Annotated in this window: 15 protein-coding genes; 14 read left to right on the forward strand and 1 reads right to left on the reverse strand. The window is 69.0% G+C overall.

The genetic code is table 11. The annotated features are described in order from the left end of the window. The first annotated feature begins 145 nt into the window (after nucleotides 1-145). The 9 genes from G5S38_RS06635 (at nucleotide 146) to G5S38_RS06675 (ending at nucleotide 9,909) form a co-directional block, all read left to right on the forward strand. Nucleotides 146-1,267 carry a mannose-1-phosphate guanylyltransferase gene (locus tag G5S38_RS06635; protein ID WP_165066189.1) on the forward strand — a complete coding sequence of 374 codons (1,122 nt, stop codon included), beginning with the start codon at nucleotides 146-148 and terminating at the stop codon, nucleotides 1,265-1,267. Nucleotides 1,268-1,277: 10 nt separating this feature from the next. Then, nucleotides 1,278-2,339: a BMP family lipoprotein gene (locus G5S38_RS06640; protein WP_165066192.1), complete on the forward strand. Its 1,062-nt coding sequence runs from the start codon at nucleotides 1,278-1,280 to the stop codon at nucleotides 2,337-2,339. A 177-nt stretch (nucleotides 2,340-2,516) separates the two neighbouring features. Further along, nucleotides 2,517-3,629: a BMP family lipoprotein gene (locus tag G5S38_RS06645; RefSeq protein WP_165066195.1), complete on the forward strand. Its 1,113-nt coding sequence runs from the start codon at nucleotides 2,517-2,519 to the stop codon at nucleotides 3,627-3,629. 138 nt (nucleotides 3,630-3,767) lie between these two features. Then, nucleotides 3,768-5,288, forward strand: coding sequence for an ABC transporter ATP-binding protein (locus G5S38_RS06650; RefSeq protein WP_165066198.1), 1,521 nt, complete (start codon nucleotides 3,768-3,770; stop codon nucleotides 5,286-5,288). Continuing rightward, a complete protein-coding gene (locus G5S38_RS06655; RefSeq protein WP_165066201.1) occupies nucleotides 5,285-6,559 on the forward strand; it encodes an ABC transporter permease in 1,275 nt (424 codons plus the stop codon). Before G5S38_RS06650 ends, G5S38_RS06655 begins: the two co-directional genes overlap by 4 nt. Next, nucleotides 6,556-7,869, forward strand: coding sequence for an ABC transporter permease (locus G5S38_RS06660; protein WP_165066204.1), 1,314 nt, complete (start codon nucleotides 6,556-6,558; stop codon nucleotides 7,867-7,869). The genes G5S38_RS06655 and G5S38_RS06660 overlap by 4 nt, the downstream gene beginning before the upstream one ends. Then, complete coding sequence (locus G5S38_RS06665; protein WP_165066207.1) at nucleotides 7,866-8,288, forward strand: cytidine deaminase; 423 nt, start codon at nucleotides 7,866-7,868, stop codon at nucleotides 8,286-8,288. The genes G5S38_RS06660 and G5S38_RS06665 overlap by 4 nt, the downstream gene beginning before the upstream one ends. Further along, nucleotides 8,285-9,580: a thymidine phosphorylase gene (locus G5S38_RS06670; RefSeq protein WP_165066210.1), complete on the forward strand. Its 1,296-nt coding sequence runs from the start codon at nucleotides 8,285-8,287 to the stop codon at nucleotides 9,578-9,580. The genes G5S38_RS06665 and G5S38_RS06670 overlap by 4 nt, the downstream gene beginning before the upstream one ends. Further along, complete coding sequence (locus G5S38_RS06675; RefSeq protein WP_165066213.1) at nucleotides 9,577-9,909, forward strand: hypothetical protein; 333 nt, start codon at nucleotides 9,577-9,579, stop codon at nucleotides 9,907-9,909. The genes G5S38_RS06670 and G5S38_RS06675 overlap by 4 nt, the downstream gene beginning before the upstream one ends. 14 nt (nucleotides 9,910-9,923) lie before the next feature. Here the strand turns inward: G5S38_RS06675 and uriH are convergent, their stop codons facing one another. After that, on the reverse strand, nucleotides 9,924-10,871 hold the full coding sequence (gene uriH / locus G5S38_RS06680; protein WP_165066216.1) for a uridine-preferring nucleoside hydrolase UriH: 948 nt from the start codon (nucleotides 10,869-10,871) through the stop codon (nucleotides 9,924-9,926). A gap of 47 nt (nucleotides 10,872-10,918) precedes the next feature. Here uriH and G5S38_RS06685 point away from each other — a divergent pair, with 47 nt between their 5' ends. The 5 genes from G5S38_RS06685 to G5S38_RS06705 are packed head-to-tail and all read left to right on the forward strand — an operon-like array spanning nucleotide 10,919 to nucleotide 14,666. Then, a complete protein-coding gene (locus G5S38_RS06685) occupies nucleotides 10,919-12,106 on the forward strand; it encodes an adenosylhomocysteinase (protein ID WP_165066219.1) in 1,188 nt (395 codons plus the stop codon). After that, entirely contained in the window at nucleotides 12,103-12,819 is a 717-nt protein-coding gene (locus tag G5S38_RS06690) for an IclR family transcriptional regulator (RefSeq protein WP_268921049.1), read from the forward strand. The genes G5S38_RS06685 and G5S38_RS06690 overlap by 4 nt, the downstream gene beginning before the upstream one ends. Before the next feature lie 9 nt (nucleotides 12,820-12,828). Then, nucleotides 12,829-13,947: an adenosine deaminase gene (locus G5S38_RS06695; protein WP_165066225.1), complete on the forward strand. Its 1,119-nt coding sequence runs from the start codon at nucleotides 12,829-12,831 to the stop codon at nucleotides 13,945-13,947. A gap of 3 nt (nucleotides 13,948-13,950) precedes the next feature. Further along, nucleotides 13,951-14,397, forward strand: a complete 447-nt coding sequence (locus G5S38_RS06700; RefSeq protein ID WP_165066228.1) for a PTS sugar transporter subunit IIA — start codon at nucleotides 13,951-13,953, stop codon at nucleotides 14,395-14,397. Beyond that, nucleotides 14,394-14,666 (forward strand): PTS sugar transporter subunit IIB, encoded by a 273-nt coding sequence (locus tag G5S38_RS06705; protein ID WP_165066231.1) that lies wholly within the window; start codon nucleotides 14,394-14,396, stop codon nucleotides 14,664-14,666. Before G5S38_RS06700 ends, G5S38_RS06705 begins: the two co-directional genes overlap by 4 nt. Nucleotides 14,667-14,777 lie beyond the last annotated feature (111 nt).

The raw sequence follows: 14,777 nt of genomic DNA on the forward strand, positions 1-14,777 counted from the left end.
CTCGAACCGTAACCGGGCGCCGTGGCCGGGGAGTGAATAGCACGTGTCGGGCGGGGGCGGCCGTCGAGCGCCCGTCACTCGAACTGGGGCGGCGCCGGCGCGCAGGAGCGCCTGCTGCGGTGCGGGCATTGGTTAGGGTGAGGCCATGACTGAGCATTCCGACCCGATGGACCGGTTCTACAGCATCATTCCCGCGGGTGGAATCGGCTCGCGCCTGTGGCCGCTCTCCCGGGCAGACGCCCCGAAGTTCCTGCACGACCTCGCCGGCTCCGGCAGCACGCTGCTGCGCGGCACCTGGGACCGGCTCGCCCCGCTCTCCGGGCCGGACCGCATCATGGTCGTCACGGGCCGTGCGCACCGCGCCGCCGTCGAGGGCCAGCTGCCCGACCTCGCCGACCACAACGTCGTGCTCGAGAGCGAGCCGAAGGACTCCACGGCCGCCATCGGGCTCGCCGCGGCCATCCTGGTGCGGCGGGAACCGAACGTGATCATCGGGTCGTTCGCCGCCGACCACGTCATCAACGACCAGTACGGCTTCAGGCGGGCGGTCTCGCAGGCGGTCGCCGCCGCGGACGCCGGCTACATCGCGGCGATCGGCATCACGCCGACCGAGCCCGCCATCGGCTTCGGCTACATCCGCTGTCACGGGTCGCTCGCCATCGATGCGGCGCCCGATGCGATCATCGCCGACGAATTCGTCGAGAAGCCCGACCTCGAGACCGCCACCGAGTACCTCGCCGACGGCAACTACCTCTGGAACGGCGGCATGTTCATCTCGCGCGCCGACGTGCTGCTCGAGCAGCTCGGCAAGGCGGAGCCCGAGCTGCTCGCCGAGATCACCGAACTCGCCGCGGCGTGGGACACCCCGGAGCGGGGCGCGGCGGTCGACCGCATCTGGCCAGGGCTCAAGAAGATCGCCATCGACTACACGGTCGCGGAACCGGCCGCGGCGTCGGGGCGCCTCGCGGTGATTCCCGGACGCTTCGACTGGGACGACGTCGGGGACTTCGCCGCCATCGCGAAGCTGCACTCCGGCGGGCGGCCGTCGGACCTGGCGATCCTCGGCGAGAACGCACGCGTGCTCGCCGACGCCTCGAGTGGCGTGGTGATCAGCCAGACCGGGCGCCTCATCTCGCTCATCGGAGTTACCGACATCGTCGTCGTCGACACCCCGGATGCGCTGCTGGTGACCACCAGTGCAAACGCCCAGCGAGTCAAGGCAGTTGTGGATGCTCTTAAGCTGTCCGGGAGCAGTGACGTCTTGTAGCCTGTCGGCCATGTCAAGACTCCCGGTCGGTAGAACAGTCGCCGTCGCATCCATCTCCCTCATCGTTCTCGCCGGCTGTGCGACCCCTCCCGAGGAGGACGCCGCAGCAGAATCGGACTTCTGCGCCGTCATGGTCACCAACTCCGGGGGGTTGGAGGACCGGTCGTTCAACCAGTCCAGCTGGGCCGGCCTGCAGGAGGCGGAGGAGAGCCTCGGCCTCGCCGCGCAGGTGCTCGTCTCGACGTCGGAGACCGACCTCGCGCCCAACGTGCAGTCCGCGGTCGACACCGGCTGCAGCTACGTGCTCACCGTCGGCTACGAACTCGCGGCCGGCACCGCCGAGCAAGCAGAACTGAACCCCGACGTCGACTTCGCCATCGTCGACGAGATCGTCGAGGCACCCAACGTCAAGCCCATCGTCTTCCACACCGCGCAGGCCGCCTACCTCGCCGGGTACCTCGCTGCCGGGGTATCCACCTCGGGCATCGTCGCCACCTTCGGCGGGGGAAACCAGCCTCCCGTCACCCTGTTCATGGACGGCTTCGTCGACGGCGTCGCGAAGTACAACGAGGTGCACGGCACCGCGGTCGTCGCGCTCGGCTGGGACAAGGTCGCGCAGGACGGCACCTTCACCGGCGACTTCGAAGACACCGCCAAGGGACTCGCCACCACTCAGGCCTTCATCGACCAGGGAGCCGACGTCGTCCTCCCCGTCGCGGGCCAGGTCGGCGAAGGAGCAGCGACCGCGGCCCTCGAAGCGGGCGGAGTCTCGATCATCTGGGTCGACAACGACGGCTACGACACCCTTCCTGCTGAATTCAGGCCCATCATCCTCACGTCGGTGCTCAAGAACACCGGCGACGCGGTGATCGCGAGTGTCGGCGACAGCCAGTCCGGCGCGTTCACCAACGATTCCTACATCGGCACGCTCGCGAACGAGGGCGTCGGCCTCGCCCCGTTCCACGACCTGGAGGCGTCGGTCAGCCCGGAGCTCTCGGCCGAGATCGAGGCGCTGCGAGCGTCGATCGTCGACGGCAGCGTGCAGGTCACCTCACCCAGCGCGCCAAACTGAGCGTTGGCCGCCGAATAGCGCCCAGCGCGCATTTCGCGCAGGTTTCGGTGTAGTCGCGTCTTTGTAACCATTGGGTAGCGGCGCGCGGAATCGACCGTGAGCCATTCTGAACGCCCGGTAACGTGAGGAACCATATCCGCCCGGCCATCCACGCCCGGGCTCCAGTTGGAGGACATTGTGAGAAATCGCACCCGAAAGGCCGCGTTCGCCGGCCTCGCCATCGCCAGCGTCGGTGTACTGCTGGCCGGCTGTTCGGCAGCACCCGAAGAAGAAGAGGGCGGAGAGGCCGCAACGTCGGACTTCCTCCCCTGCATGGTCTCCGACACCGGAGGATTCGACGACCGGTCGTTCAACCAGCTCGGCTTCGAGGGCCTGCAGGATGGCGCCGAGGCCGTCGGCTCGGAGTACACCGAGGTCGAGTCCACGAGCGACGCCGACTACGGACCGAACATCGACAACCTGATCGCCCAGGACTGCAACCTGGTCGTCACCGTCGGCTTCAACCTCGCCGCAGCCACCGTCGAGGGCGCCACCGCGAACCCCGACGTCAACTGGAGCATCATCGACGACACCGCCGACCTCGACTTCGACGGCGCCACCGACGCGGAGAACATCAAGCCGATCGTCTTTGACACCGCGCAGGCAGCCTTCCTGGCCGGCTACGCCTCCGCCAGCTACTCGACGTCCGGCATCGTCGGAACCTATGGCGGCCAGAACTTCCCGACCGTCAGCGTGTTCATGGACGGCTTCGCCCAGGGCGTCGACTACCACAACGAGCAGAACGGCACCGACGTCTCGGTGCTGGGCTGGGACCGCGAAGCGGCCGACGGAACGTTCATCGGTACGTTCGAAGCCGGCACCGAATCGCTCAGCGCCGCCACCAACCTGATCGACCAGGGTGCAGACGTGATCTTCCCCGTCGGCGGACCGATCTACCAGAGCGCCGGCCAGGCAATCACCGACGCCAACGCGGCGAACCCCGACGCCGGCATCGTGTTGATCGGTGCTGACGCCGACCTGTTCGAATCGGACCCGACCTTCGAGGACCTCTACTTCACCTCCGTGCTCAAGGGCATGAAGGTAGCGGTGGCCGAGGTCGTCGAGGGCGCGGGCAATGACGAGTTCGACAACACCCCGTACCTCGGAACCCTCGAGAACGAGGGCGTCGGAATCGCACCGTTCCACAACTACGAGGACCAGGTCGCGGACACCCTGCAGGGTGAGCTCGACGAGATCACCGCGTCCATCATCAGCGGCGACATCGTCGTGGAGTCGTACCTCGCCGAGTAGTCGGCAGCACAGCACCTTCTAGTACGAGAACGACCCAAACGGGGAAGCCGGAGCACCAGCCGGCTTCCCCGTTTTGCACTGCCGGTCGCCAGAAGTGCGGCAGAATCGTCAGGTCGGCCACAGCGTAGATAGGACCACATGAAGCTCGAACTCCGTGAGATCACCAAGCGCTTCGGTGCCCTGGTGGCCAACGACCACATCAACCTGGTCGTGCAGCCCGGCGAGATCCATGCGCTCCTCGGCGAGAATGGCGCGGGCAAGTCCACGCTGATGAACGTGCTCTACGGCCTCTACCAGGCCGACGAGGGCCAGATCCTCCTCGACGACGTGGCGCAGAAGTTCTCCGGACCCGGCGACGCCATGGCATCCGGCATCGGCATGGTGCACCAGCACTTCATGCTCATCCCGGTGTTCACCGTCGCCGAGAATGTCATGCTCGGCCACGAGGAGACCTCATTCGGCGGCAGGCTCGACCTCGCCGCGGCCCGCGCGATGGTGCGTGAGATCTCGGCCCGCTTCGGGTTCGACGTCGACCCTGACGCCCTCGTCGAAGACCTGCCCGTTGGTGTGCAGCAGCGCGTCGAGATCATCAAGGCGCTCTCCCGCGATGCGAAGGTGCTCGTCTTCGACGAGCCGACCGCCGTGCTCACCCCGCAGGAGACCGACGAGCTCATCGTCATCATGCGCCAGCTGAAGGAGGCCGGCACCTCCATCGTCTTCATCACCCACAAGCTGCGCGAGGTGCGCGAAGTCGCCGACCGCATCACCGTCATCAGGCTCGGCAAGGTGGTCGGTGAGGCCGAGCCCACCGCGACCAACGCCGAACTCGCGTCCCTCATGGTCGGCCGCGCCGTCGAGCTGACCGTCGACAAGGCGCCGGCCGCTCCCGGCCCCGCTGCCCTCACCGTCGATGGCCTGTCGGTCGTCGACCCCCGCGGCCAGATCGTCGTGAACAACGTGAGCTTCGAAGTGCGGGCGGGCGAGATTCTCGCGATCGCCGGCGTGCAGGGCAACGGGCAGACCGAACTGACCGAGGCGCTGCTCGGCCTGCAGGAACGCGTCACCGGCCGCATCGAGCTCGACGGCAAGCCGCTCACCGGGCTCAGCGTGCGGCGCGTGCTCGACGCCGGGGTTGGCTTCGTTCCGGAGGATCGCACCGAAGACGGGCTGGTGGCGACGTTCACCATCTCGGAGAACCTGATGCTCGATCGCAGCATCGGCGAGCCGTTTGTCAAGGCAGGCACGCTGCAGCTCGCCACCCTCGCCGAATTCGCCGAGCAGAAGGTCACCGAGTTCGATGTGCGCGCCCAGGGCATTACCACCCCCGTCGGCCGCCTCTCCGGGGGAAACCAGCAGAAGGTCGTGCTCGCCCGCGAACTCAGCCGTGACCTGCGCCTCTTCGTCGCCGCGCAGCCGACCCGCGGGTTGGACGTAGGCTCGATCGAATTCGTGCACACCCGAATCGTGCAGACGAGGGATGCCGGTACGCCGGTCATCGTCGTCTCGACAGAACTCGACGAAGTCGTCGCCCTCGCCGACCGCATCGCGGTCATGTACCGCGGAGAAATAGTGGGAATCGTTCCAGGCAACACCCCCAGGGACATCCTGGGCCTCATGATGGCCGGCGAGCACCACCCGGAAGCGCAGGTCTCCGCATGAGCGACCAGCTGCCAGTCAGGGGCCAGGCTGCCGACGAGGCCCTCCTGGCCACGAAGGAACGGCCACCGGCCGACGAGCCGCGCTCGTCCGCCTTCCTGCGCGACCTCATTGGCGGCAGCGCAGCCATCTCGGTCTTCGCCGTGCTCCTCGCCCTCGTCGTCGGCGGCGTGCTTATCGCCATCACCAACGAAGACGTGCAGGAGGCGGCCGGGTACTTCTTCTCCCGCCCCGCCGACACCTTCAGGGCGATCTGGGACGCGGTCTCCGGTGCCTACGTCGCACTGTTCCAGGGGTCGGTCTACAACTTCCGGCGCCCCGGGTTCGCCGACGGCATCCGCCCCCTCACCGAGACCCTGAACTTCGCCACCCCGCTGATCGCGGCCGGCCTCGGCGTCGCCCTCGCCTTCCGCGTCGGGCTGTTCAACATCGGTGGCCGCGGCCAGATGCTCATCGCCGCCGCCTGCGCCGGCTGGGTGGGCTTCTCGCTCGAACTGCCGTACGGCATCCACCTCATCGTCGCGGTCATTGCGGGCATCCTCGGCGGTGCCATCTGGGGTGGCGTCGTCGGCGTGCTCAAGGCCAGGACCGGCGCGCACGAGGTGATCGTCACGATCATGCTCAACTTCGTCGCGCTCTACCTCGTCTCCTACTTCCTGCGCACCCCGGTACTGCAGAACCCGTCGAGCAACAACCCGCAGTCGCCGCCGATCTCCGACACGGCGGTCTTCCCCGACCTCCTCGGCGCCGGCTACAACCTGCACGCCGGCTTCATCTTCGTCATCGCCGCGACGATCTTCGTCTGGTACCTGCTCGAGCGATCGAGCACCGGCTTCCAGTTCCGCGCGGTCGGGGCAAACCCCAACGCGGCCCGCGTCGCCGGCATCAACGTCAAGCGCGTCTACGTCTACGCGATGCTCTTCTCCGGGGGACTCGTCGGGCTCGCCGGCACCGCGCAGGTGCTCGGAACCATCACGACCGGGTTCGGTTCCGGAATCGACGCCGGCATCGGGTTCGACGCCATCACGGTCGCGCTCCTCGGGCGGTCACGGCCGTGGGGCGTGTTCTTCGCCGGCATCCTGTTCGGCGCGTTCAAGGCCGGTGGATTCTCGATGCAGGCGGCTGAGGGCATTCCCATCGACATCGTGCTCGTCGTGCAATCGCTCATCGTGCTGTTCATCGCGGCCCCGCCGCTCGTGCGCAGCATCTTCAGACTGCCCACTCCCGGTGCCACCCGCACCCCCCGCGCGAGCAAGAAGGCGGCGACATCATGAGCACGGTGACCCAGCACAACCACCCGGACACGCCGGAGAACGCCGCCGGCACCGCCGACGTGATAGCCCTCGAGCGCGCGGAGATCCGCAGCTGGAAGGCGCCGGTCGCGTTCGCCATCTTCACGGTGATCGGCATCCTGCTCTTCATCGTGATCGGCCGCGACGGAATCTCCACCTTCCGGCTGTCGACCGGATCCGACGTGATCCAGCTGCCGACCATCCCTTTCCCCGCCCGGGCGACCGGCGTCGTCATCGTCATCCTGCTCGCCGCCATCACCGCGTGGAGCTTCACCCTGTCGCGCGCGGCGAAGGCGACCCCGCTGTGGGCAATCGCGGTCTTCGGGTTCCTTTTCGTGGTCGGCTTCCTGGTCTGGGCGTCCGCGGGCTCCACCCTTCCCGTCGCGGGCCTGCTGATCGGCACGCTGGGTATCAGCGTTCCCCTGATCTTCGGTGCGCTGGGCGGCGTCATCTCCGAGCGGGTCGGGGTCGTGAACGTCGCCATCGAGGGCCAGCTGCTCGCCGGTGCCTTCGTCTCCGCCGTCGTCGCGTCGATCACCCAGATGCCGCTGCTCGGACTGCTCGCGGCGATGGTCGCCGGCATGCTGGTGTCGTTCGTGCTCGCTGCGTTCTCCATCCGCTACCTGGTCGACCAGGTCATCGTCGGCGTCGTGCTCAACGTGCTCGTCACCGGGCTCACCGGCTTCCTGTTCTCGCAGGTGCTCAGCGCCAACCCCACGCTGCTCAACTCGCCGCCCCGCCTCGAACGCATCAACATCCCCGTGCTGTCGGAGATCCCCGTGCTCGGACCGGTGCTGTTCCGCCAGACGATCATCGTGTACGTCATGTACTTCACCATCGCGGCCGTCTACATCGGGCTGTTCCACACCCGCTGGGGCCTCCGGCTGCGCTCCGTCGGCGAACACCCGCAGGCCGCGGACACCGTCGGCATCAACGTCACGGGTACCCGGTTCTGGAACGTCTCCCTCGCCGGCGCCATCGCGGGCTTCGGCGGGGCGTACCTCACCCTCGGCGCGGTCGGCGCATTCAACAAGGAGATGACCGCGGGTGCCGGGTTCATCGCCCTCGCCGCGGTGATCTTCGGGCGGTGGGATCCGATCAGGGCGACCCTCGCCGCGCTGCTGTTCGGTTTCGCCACCAACCTGCAGAACGTGCTCAGCATCATCGGGTCGCCCGTGCCGAGCGAATTCATGCTCATGCTCCCGTACATCGTCACGATCGTCGCCGTCGCCGGCCTGGTCGGGCGCGTGCGCGGACCCGCGGCCGCCGGCAAGCCGTACATCAAGTCATGACCGTCGACTGGGACGCCCTCCGCGCGGTCGCGCTCGACGCGATGGGCAACGCCTACGTGCCGTATTCGAAGTTCCCGGTGGGAGTCGCGGCGATCGTCGACGACGGCCGGGTCATCGCGGGCTGCAACGTCGAGAACGCCTCCTACGGGCTGACGCTGTGCGCCGAGTGCGCGCTGGTCTCCGCCCTGCACATGAGCGGCGGGGGCAAGCTCGTCGCCTTCACCTGCGTCGACGGCCAGGGCGGCGCCCTGATGCCGTGCGGACGCTGCCGCCAGCTGCTCTACGAACACTCCGCTCCCGGCATGCTGCTCGAGACGGTGTCCGGCATCCGCACCATCGACGAGGTCATTCCCGACGCCTTCGGACCGCGCACCCTCGAGGCCTACCGGGCCACCGACCAGGAGACCCCAGAGCAATGATCGAACCCTTCGACGTCGTCGACCTCATTCGCGGCAAGCGCGACCGCGGCACCCTCTCCACCGAGCAGATCCGATGGCTCGTCGACGCCTACACGCGCGGCTACGTCGCCGACGAGCAGATGGCCGCCATGGCGATGGCCATCTTCCTCAACGGAATGGAACGCCGCGAGATTCGCGACCTCACCCTCGCGATGATCGACAGCGGCGAGCGGATGAGCTTCGACGGGCTCACCAAGCGCACCACCGACAAGCACTCCACGGGAGGCGTGGGTGACAAGATCACCCTGCCGCTCGCGCCGCTCGTCGCCTCGTTCGGCGTCGCCGTACCGCAGCTCTCCGGTCGCGGGCTCGGCCACACGGGCGGCACCCTCGACAAGCTCGAGAGCATCCAGGGGTGGCGAGCATCGGTCTCCACCGAACGGATGACCGAGATCCTCGACGAGGTCGGCGCGGTCGTTTGCGCCGCCGGCTCCGGACTCGCCCCCGCCGACGGCAAGCTCTACGCCCTGCGCGACATCACCGGCACCGTCGAATCCATCCCGCTCATCGCGTCGTCGATCATGAGCAAGAAGATCGCCGAGGGCACCTCCGCCCTCGTGCTCGACGTCAAGTTCGGATCCGGTGCGTTCCTCACCGACATCGCGCAGTCCCGCGAACTGGCGGAGACGATGGTCGCGCTCGGAGAGGACGCCGGCGTCGCGACATCCGCCCTGCTCACCAACATGAACGTGCCGCTCGGGCTCGCCATCGGCAACGCCAACGAGGTGCGCGAATCGGTCGAGGTGCTCGCCGGTGGCGGACCGGCCGACGTGGTCGAACTCACCGTCGCGCTGGCGAGGGAAATGCTGCGCCTCGCCGGCCAGCCCGACGCCGACGTCGAGGCAGCCCTGCGCGACGGCCGCGCGATGGACACCTGGCGCGCGATGATCTCGGCTCAGGGTGGGGACCCGGATGCCGCCCTGCCGGCAGCCCGCGAGACGCACGTGGTCACGGCCACCACATCGGGGGTGCTCGTCGAGCAGCAGGCGCTGCCATTCGGCATCGCGGCCTGGCGCCTCGGCGCCGGACGTGCCCGCAAGCAGGACCCGGTACAGCACGCCGCCGGCATCGACCTGCACGCGAAGCCCGGCGACACGGTGACGGAAGGCCAGCCGCTGTTCACCCTCAGCGCCGACGAACCCGAACGCTTCTCCCGCGCCATCGAGGCCCTCGACGGCGCGTACCGCATCGGCACCGACGGCGACGAGATCGTCACCGGCGGCCCGCTCATCGCAGATCGGATCGGATCATGACACTCGGCACTCCAGGCACCATCGCGGGTTCCCCCGGCCGCGACCCCATCGGCCGGTTCGTCGGCTGGCTGCTGCGCGACCGGTCGACCGGTGAACTCGTCGCCGCGGAGACGCCGAACTTTCCCGCGCTGGTGACGACGGCCGCGATCATCGTGCGCTGGACGTCGAGCGACACCGAGACCAGGCAGGTGGCGGCATCCATCGCCACCATCGCCGCCGGCTGGTGGGGAGTCTCCGAGGCGACCACGGGCGCGAACCCGTTCCGGCGCCTGCTCGGCCTCGCCGCGGTCGGCGTGGTCGTCGGCGTCGTGGCGCGCGTGCTCAAGTAGAGCGCCCGGGTCGCCTAGACCCGCACGTCGCCGATGCGCTCGAGCGCGTCGACCACCAGTGCCCAGAACCGCTCGCGGTCGAGGGCGGTCGCGGCGTGCGTCGTACAGCCAGCGGGCGCGGGCGAGCGGAAGTCGGCGACCGTCATGCCGAGGGTGAGCGTTCCGGTGAGCTCGACGTCGATCGGCACCGGAACCACCGTCATCACCGACGGGTCGATCACCAGGGCGACCGCGCACGGGTCGTGCACCGGCGGGTGCTCGAATCCCTGCTGGTCGCGGTAGGTCTCGCCGAAGAAGTCGAGCAGCTCCACCACGAAGCGCGCCGGCCCGGTGTCGACCGCCGCGATCGCCGCGACCACCTCCGGGGTGGCGATGGCCTGGTGTGTCAGGTCGAGGCCCACCATCGTGACCTTCCACGACTCGTTGAAGACGATGTGCGCCGCCTCCGGGTCGATGACGATGTTGAACTCGGATGCCGCGCTCCAGTTTCCGCCGTGGTATCCACCCCCCATCAGCACGATCTCGCGCACCCGCTGCACGATGCGCGGCTCCTTTCGGGCGGCGATCGCGATGTTCGTGAGCGCGCCGGTCGGAACCAGCGTGATCGTGCCGGGCTCCGCCTCCATCACGGTGTCGATGATCAGGTCGACGGCGTGCCTGGCGTCGGGTTCGAGCGTCGGTTCGGGCAGGGCGGGCCCGTCGAGCCCGGATTCGCCGTGAATGGATGCCGCGACCTCCGCCACCCGCACGAGCGGCCGGTGCGCTCCCGCAGCGAACGGCACTCCGGTGACCCCGGCGATGCGGGCCACCGCCAGCGCATTGCGCGTCACCTTCTCGATGGTCTGGTTGCCGTGCACGGTGGTGACGGCGACCAGGTCGATGTCGGGATTGCCGTGCGCGAGCAGCAGCGCGATCGCGTCGTCATGCCCAGGGTCGCAGTCGAGGATGATCTTCGTCGCCATGACGCGAGCATATATGAAACTCACATTCACTGGCGTAGTCTTCCGTCATGGATGACACGACGACAGACCTGCTCGACCGCGGCCGCAACCGCATCGAATGGATCAGGTCGCGCATGCCGCTGCTCGCGGCCGTGCGGGCCGAGTTCGCCGGGAGCCAGCCATTCGCCGGGCATCGGATCGGCATGTCGCTGCACCTGGAACCCAAGACGGCGGTGCTGCTGGAGGCCCTGGCAGCAGGCGGCGCCGAGATCGTCGCGACCGGCAACCACGGCTCGACCCAGGACGACACCGTCGCCGTGCTGCGCGACCAGGGGATGACCGTGTTCGGCCGGCGCGACGACAGCATCGACGAGCACCACGCCAACGTTGCGCGCGTGCTGGACGCTGCGCCCACCATGCTGCTCGACAACGGGGGAGACCTGGCCGCGGGAGTCATCGCGCGCGGAGCTGCCGCGGGCATCCTCGGCGGCACCGAGGAGACGACCTCCGGGGGCGACCGGTTGCGCAGCGAACTCGCGGGGCGCGTGCCGTTCCCCGTCTTCGTGATCAATGACAGCCTGCTCAAGGCCATCGGCGAGAACCGGCACGCGGTCGGCCAGTCGGTGGTCGAGAGCTTCATGCGTATCACCAACCTGATGATCCCGGGGCGCCGGTTCCTCGTCGCCGGCTACGGGTGGTGCGGCAGTGGCGTCGCCAGGTACCTGAGGGCGCTCGGCGGCAAGGTCGCCGTCGTCGAGGTAGACGAGCTCAAGGCCTTCGAGGCGGCGCTCGACGGGTTCCGGGTCGGCGGGATGCATGACCTCGCGGGGTGGGCCGACGTCGTCATCACGGCGACGGGGCGCCCCGGCATCGTCGGCGATGACGTCGTCGCGCTGCTGGGCGATGGCGCGATCCTCGCGAACTGCGGCCACTTTCCCTGGGAGATCGACGTCGCCGCCCTCAAGGCGGGCGCCGTGGCGGTGCGGGAGCTCGACGAGGCGATCGAGCGCATCGACCTCCCGGGCGGACGCCACGTCATCCTGCTCGCGAACGGGCGCATGGTGAACCTCGCCGGCCGCGAGCCGAAGGGCAACTCGCTCGAGTCGATGGACCTCGGCTTCCTCCTGCAGGCCCTGTCGCTCGAGCGGGTCGCGACCGGTGCGGCATCGCTCGCCCCGGGCGCGCAGCCGGTGCCCGACGACATCGACAGGCTCATCGCCCGGCGGATGCTCGCCGTGATGGGCGCGGAGCGATGACCGCCGAGGCCGCTCGCCCGGTTTCCGGCGATGGGGATGGACCGCCCGGCTATGCGGTGCCAGCGCTCGACAAGGCTCTCGACGTGCTCGAGCTCCTCGCAGAGCAGGGCGGCGGGCTCACGCAGGCCGAGGTCGCGGCCGCCGTCGGGCGGTCGGTCAGCCAGCTGTTCCGGGTGCTGCAGCGCCTCGAGCGGCGCGGCTGGATCTACCGCGACGCGCAGTCCGGCCTATACCTGCTCTCGACCCGCATGTTCGACCTCTCCACTCGCCACCCGCCGCTGCGCGGCCTCACCGCGCTCGCGCTCGGCCCGATGCGCGACCTGGCAGAGGCGGTGCACCAGTCGTGCAACCTGAGCGTGCTCGACGCGAACCGGGTGCGGGTCATCGCTCAGGTCGAGAGCCCGTCGGACTTCGGCTTCCGGGTGCGGGTAGGTGCGGAGTTCCCCGTCGAGACCACCGCGGCCGGTGCGGTACTCAGCGGCCAGGCCGCCGGGGGCTACCTGCGCCGCGACGACGCGATGCAGCCGGGCATCACCGACCTCGTCGTGCCGATCACCGGCACCGGCGGCGACACGGTCGCTGCCCTCACCGTTCCCTACATCGCCACCAGTTTCAGCCAGACCGGTGCCGGCGACGTGCTCGCGGCGCTCCTCGCGGCGGGCGACCTCATCTCTGGCCGACTACAGGGAATCCCCGACACCGCCACCCGGTAGATTTGAGTCATGACGACTCCAGCCGGGGACTTGTGCCTCCGAGGCGGCGCGAACATCAGCGCCCTCCCCAAGATATCCCTCCACGACCACCTCGACGGGGGGCTGCGGCCCTCGACCATCGTGGAACTCGCTGCCGCCATCGACCTCGAGCTGCCCGAGACCGACGCCGGCGCCCTCGGCACCTGGTTCGCCGACCAGTCCGACTCCGGATCGCTCGTCGAGTACCTCAAGACCTTCGACGTGACGACAGCCGTCATGCAGACCACCGAGGGCCTCACCCGCGTCGCCCGCGAATTCGTGCAGGACCTCGCCGCCGACGGCGTCGTCTACGGCGAGATCCGCTGGGCCCCCGAGCAGCACCTCGCGCGCGGGCTCAGCCTCGACGCGGCCGTCGAGGCAGTGCAGGACGGCATCGAGGCCGGCATCGACGACGCACGTCACGAGGGCCGCAGCATCCGGGCGGGCCAGATCGTCTCGGCGATGCGCCACACCGACCGCAGCCTCGAGATCGCGCAGCTCGCCGTTCGCCACCGCAACGACGGCGTCGTCGGCTTCGACATCGCCGGGCCGGAAGCCGGCTTTCCGCCGAGCAACCTCCGCGCCGCATTCGACTACCTCGCGCAGAACCTCTTTCCGGCCACCGTGCACGCGGGCGAGGCCGACGGCATCGACAGCATCCGCAGTGCGCTGTTCGACGGTCGAGCGCTGCGCCTCGGCCACGGCGTGCGCATCGCCGAAGACATCGAGGTCGACCGCGAGGACGCCGAGAACGCCTACGTGACCCTCGGCGGCGTCGCCCAGTGGGTGAAGGACCGCCAGATCACCCTCGAGCTCAGCCCGTCGTCGAACCTGCAGACCGGCGCGATCGCCGCGTGGGGAGACGAGCTGATCGACCACCCGTTCGACCTGCTGTACCAGCTCGGCTTCCAGGTGACCGTCAACACCGACAACCGGCTGATGAGCGGCACCTCGCTCAGCCGCGAACTGAGCCTGCTCAGCGACACGTTCGGCTACGACCTCACCGACCTCGAGGTGTTCCAGCTGAACGCCGCCGCCGCGACGTTTTTGCCGCTCGAGGACCGCGAAGAGCTCTCGGACATCATCAGCGCCGGCTTCGCGCAGGCATAACGGATGCCGCTTCCAGAACTCACCGAGGACGGCGTCGTCACCGGGGCCGACGCCGCGGACTGGCGTGCCGCCGTGCGTGTCGCGGGTGCCGCACTCGTCGCGTCCGGGTCGTCGAAGCCCGGTTACGCCGACGAGATGATCCGCATGATCGAGGAGCACGGCCCCTACGTCGTGATCGCCCCAGGCCTCGCCCTCGCGCATGCCAGGCCGGGCCCGCAGGTGCTCGCCGACGGCCTCGCCGTCGTCACCCTGAGCACCCCGGTCGCGTTCGGGCACCCGCACAACGACCCGGTCAGCGTCGTGCTGGGCCTCGCCATCACGTCGATCGAGGGGCACCTCGAGTCGATCGCCGAGATCGCGAACATCTTCAACGACTCCGACGCCATCGCCCGCATCGCTGCCGCGCCCGACGCGGCGACGGTCATCGACATCATGAGAGGCACCCGATGAAGATCGTCGCGATCTGCGGAGCCGGTATCGGCAGCTCCGGAATCCTCAAGGTCAACGCCGAGCGCGCCCTGCTCAAGCTCGGTATCGAGGCTGATGTCACGGCCGCCGACATCGGCAGCGTCACAGCCGCGGCCGCCGATGCGCAGATAATCCTCACCTCGGCCGAGTTCGTCGACGCGATCGGGTCGACCTTCGCCGACGTGATCGTGATCGAGAATTACTTCGACAGCTCGGAGCTCGAGCAGAAGCTGCTGACCGCGCTGGGCTGACCCCGGCGTCCGGCTGGCGCCGCCGCACCCGCCGCCGCACCCGCCGCCGCACCCGCCGCCGCTAGGTCTGCGGCGTGCCCGCCCGCTGCGCCGCAATGGCCCGGCCGAGCG

The organism is Marisediminicola senii (assembly GCF_011057645.1).
In the GTDB taxonomy this organism is placed as follows: domain Bacteria; phylum Actinomycetota; class Actinomycetes; order Actinomycetales; family Microbacteriaceae; genus Marisediminicola; species Marisediminicola senii.

Coding starts and splice junctions, on each gene's coding strand:
- G5S38_RS06705 (WP_165066231.1), top strand. CDS start 14,394: ATGAAGATCGTCGCGATCTGCGGAGCCGGTATCGGCAGCTCCGGAATC.
- G5S38_RS06660 (WP_165066204.1), top strand. CDS start 6,556: ATGAGCACGGTGACCCAGCACAACCACCCGGACACGCCGGAGAACGCC.
- G5S38_RS06695 (WP_165066225.1), top strand. CDS start 12,829: ATGACGACTCCAGCCGGGGACTTGTGCCTCCGAGGCGGCGCGAACATC.
- G5S38_RS06635 (WP_165066189.1), top strand. CDS start 146: ATGACTGAGCATTCCGACCCGATGGACCGGTTCTACAGCATCATTCCC.
- G5S38_RS06640 (WP_165066192.1), top strand. CDS start 1,278: ATGTCAAGACTCCCGGTCGGTAGAACAGTCGCCGTCGCATCCATCTCC.
- G5S38_RS06690 (WP_268921049.1), top strand. CDS start 12,103: ATGACCGCCGAGGCCGCTCGCCCGGTTTCCGGCGATGGGGATGGACCG.
- G5S38_RS06650 (WP_165066198.1), top strand. CDS start 3,768: ATGAAGCTCGAACTCCGTGAGATCACCAAGCGCTTCGGTGCCCTGGTG.
- G5S38_RS06675 (WP_165066213.1), top strand. CDS start 9,577: ATGACACTCGGCACTCCAGGCACCATCGCGGGTTCCCCCGGCCGCGAC.
- uriH (WP_165066216.1), bottom strand. CDS start 10,871: ATGGCGACGAAGATCATCCTCGACTGCGACCCTGGGCATGACGACGCG.
- G5S38_RS06685 (WP_165066219.1), top strand. CDS start 10,919: ATGGATGACACGACGACAGACCTGCTCGACCGCGGCCGCAACCGCATC.
- G5S38_RS06655 (WP_165066201.1), top strand. CDS start 5,285: ATGAGCGACCAGCTGCCAGTCAGGGGCCAGGCTGCCGACGAGGCCCTC.
- G5S38_RS06670 (WP_165066210.1), top strand. CDS start 8,285: ATGATCGAACCCTTCGACGTCGTCGACCTCATTCGCGGCAAGCGCGAC.
- G5S38_RS06665 (WP_165066207.1), top strand. CDS start 7,866: ATGACCGTCGACTGGGACGCCCTCCGCGCGGTCGCGCTCGACGCGATG.
- G5S38_RS06700 (WP_165066228.1), top strand. CDS start 13,951: ATGCCGCTTCCAGAACTCACCGAGGACGGCGTCGTCACCGGGGCCGAC.